Annotated in this window: 3 protein-coding genes; all 3 read right to left on the minus strand. The window is 70.5% G+C overall.

Annotated features, from left to right (window positions below; genetic code table 11):
- Nucleotides 1–366, minus strand: a 366-nt coding sequence (locus G3N99_RS37815) for an MFS transporter (protein ID WP_206124924.1), incomplete at its 3' end; no start/stop codon positions are given.
- Nucleotides 367–632: 266 nt separating this feature from the next.
- Nucleotides 633–1,577, minus strand: a complete 945-nt coding sequence (locus tag G3N99_RS37820) for a 2-dehydropantoate 2-reductase (protein ID WP_206124925.1) — start codon at nucleotides 1,575–1,577, stop codon at nucleotides 633–635.
- A 14-nt stretch (nucleotides 1,578–1,591) separates the two neighbouring features.
- Nucleotides 1,592–2,706 (minus strand): aldehyde dehydrogenase family protein (locus G3N99_RS37825; RefSeq protein WP_206124926.1); only part of this gene is annotated, 1,115 nt, incomplete at its 5' end.

The following is a 2,706-nucleotide window of genomic DNA, read 5'->3' on the forward strand; positions in this document are numbered from 1 at the left end:
CACCGCGATCGCCGTGACGTCCGGTGCGAAGCCGATCGCGCAGGTCGCGATGCCGAACAGGAACACGCTGCCGATCACGGCCTGGCGGCGGCCGAAGCGGTCCGCGACGATCCCCGCGCACGCGCTGCCGATACCCATCCCGATCAGCCCGGCCGCCACCGCCGGCGCGAACGCGCCGCGCGTGATGCCCCATTCCCGGATCAGCACCGGAATCGCGAAGCCGATCAGCTGGCCGTCGAAGCCGTCGAGCACGATCGCGAGCGCGGCGAGCAGCACCACGCAGCGCTGCATCGTCGTAAACGGCCCGTCGTCGAGCGTCGCGCCGATGTCGACGGACGGCGGCTGCAATCCGTCGCGCGTGCTCATGCGACCTCCCGTGTACCGCGCCCAGGCGGCAACGTGCGCGCACGGCGCGCGGCAAGACAACGGCATTCGATGGCGTTCATGGCGTCTCCGGTGGCCCGGGCTGGCGCGGTGGCGCGTGCCCGGATCTCGTGCTGCGCAGTCGGCCGGCGTCGACGCATCGGCGCCGGCTCCGGTGTCTCGTCCAACCCGTCCCGATCCGGCGCCGTCGTCTGCGCGCGACGTGCTCGTCTCGTCGTGCGGCGCAAGCCGCGCCGCCAGCCTGATGCTCAGTTCATCCGCGCGTCGATCAGCCGGACCAGCGCGAGCAGCGTTTCCGCATGCGGCACCGCCACGCCCGCTTCGCGCGCGGCCGCGACGACCTTGCCGCTGATCGCGTCGATTTCCGTGCGACGGCCCGCGAGTACGTCCTGCAGCATCGACGGACGATGGCCGCGATGCTCGTGGATCGCATGCTCGACGTTGCGCGCGATACGTTCACCGTCGACCGCGATGCCCTTCGCGCGGGCGACGGCGGCCACCTCGGCTGCAATCGCGAGCGCGAGCCGCGGCCCGTCGTGATGATTGCCGAGCTGGTCGACCGTGCAGCCCGTCGTCGCGCACAGCGTGTTGAGCGCCGCGTTGAATGCGACCTTCTCCCAGATCGCGGCCCACACGTCGGCATCCAGCGTGCAGGCGAGCCCCGCGCGCGACAGCGTATCGGCCACCGTCGCCGCGAACGGGCGCGCCGCGCCGTCGGCCGTCATCATGCGGATCGTGCCCGCGCCGTGCGAGCGCACGTGCGCAGGCCCCGCGGCGTCGGCCGGCCACGTCGTCACGCCGACCAGGATGCGCTCGAGCGGCACGAACGCATTCAGCGTCTCGACGTTGCCGAGCCCGTTCTGCAGCGTCAGCACGTGCGTGTCCCGCTCGAGCAGCGCACGCACGCCGTCGAGCGCGGTGCGCGTATGCAGCGATTTCGTGAAAACGATCAGCAAGTCGAACGATGCCTCGGGCGAGGCGGCCGCATCCGCATTCGCGGCTTCCGGCCGTACCGCCTGCAACGTACGGATGCGTCGTTCACCACGATCGTCATCGATGCGCAGCCCGTCGCGGCGAATCGCATCGAGATGCGCATCGTTCACGTCGATCAGCGTGACGGCCTCGCCGCTTTCGGCCAGCAGCCCGCCGAACAGCGAGCCCATCGCGCCGGCGCCCAGAATCGCAATCCTCATCGTCGGCGGCCTCGTCAGAACGGATAGTGGCGCGGTGCGGTCTGCACCGTGATCCAGCGCAGGTCCGTGAACGCCGCGATACCGGCCTTGCCGCCGAAGTGGCCGAAGCCGCTGTCCTTCACGCCGCCGAACGGCATCTGCGCCTCGTCGTGCACGGTCGGGCCGTTCACGTGGCAGATGCCCGATTCGATGCGGGCCGCGACGCGCATCGCACGCGCGACGTCGCGGCTGAACACGGCCGACGACAGCCCGAACGCATTGTCGTTCGCGCAACGGATCGCGGCCTCCTCGCCATCGACGCGCACGATGCCCTTCACCGGGCCGAACGATTCTTCCGCATAGATGCGCATCGCCGGCGTCACGTGGTCGAGCAGCGTGGCCGGGAACAGCGTGCTGTCGGCCTTGCCGCCGCACACGAGCGTCGCGCCGTGCGCGAGCGCATCGTCGATCAGCGCATTGCAACGCTCGACGGCCTTCATGTCGATCAGCGAACCGAGCACGACGGGCCCCTGGCGTGGATCGCCGAGCGGCAGCGATGCGGCCTTGTCCGCGAGCTTCGCGACGAACGCATCGGCAATCGATGCGTCGACGACGATGCGTTCGGTCGACATGCAGATCTGCCCGGAATTCGCGAACGCGCCGAACGCAGCCGCCGCGACCGCCGCATCGAGATCGGCATCGTCGAGCACGACGAACGGCGCCTTGCCGCCAAGTTCCAGCACCGACGGCTTCAGGTGACGTGCGCACGCTTCCGCGACGATCCTGCCGACGCGCGTCGAGCCCGTGAAATTCACGCGGCGCACGGCCGGATGCGCGATCAATGCATCGACGATGGCGCCCGCATCCTCGGGCGCGTTCGTCACGAAATTGACGACGCCCGGCGGCAGCCCGGCTTCCTGCAGCGCCTCGACGATCAGCCCGTGCGTGACGGGGCACAGCTCCGAGCCCTTCAGCACGACCGTGTTGCCGCATGCGAGCGGCAGCGCGAGCGCGCGCGTCGCGAGGATCACCGGCGCATTCCACGGCGCGATGCCAAGCACGACGCCGGCCGGCTGCCGCACGCCCATCGCGAGCGAGCCCGGCACGTCGGACGGAATCAGCTCGCCGCCGACCTGCGTGGTCAGCGACG

Source organism: Burkholderia sp. Ac-20392 (assembly GCF_017104585.1).
GTDB lineage: Bacteria > Pseudomonadota > Gammaproteobacteria > Burkholderiales > Burkholderiaceae > Burkholderia > Burkholderia lata.

What these genes read in the sequence shown, in the direction of transcription:
- G3N99_RS37820 (WP_206124925.1), bottom strand. Translation starts at nt 1,577, where the DNA reads ATGAGGATTGCGATTCTGGGCGCCGGCGCGATGGGCTCGCTGTTCGGC.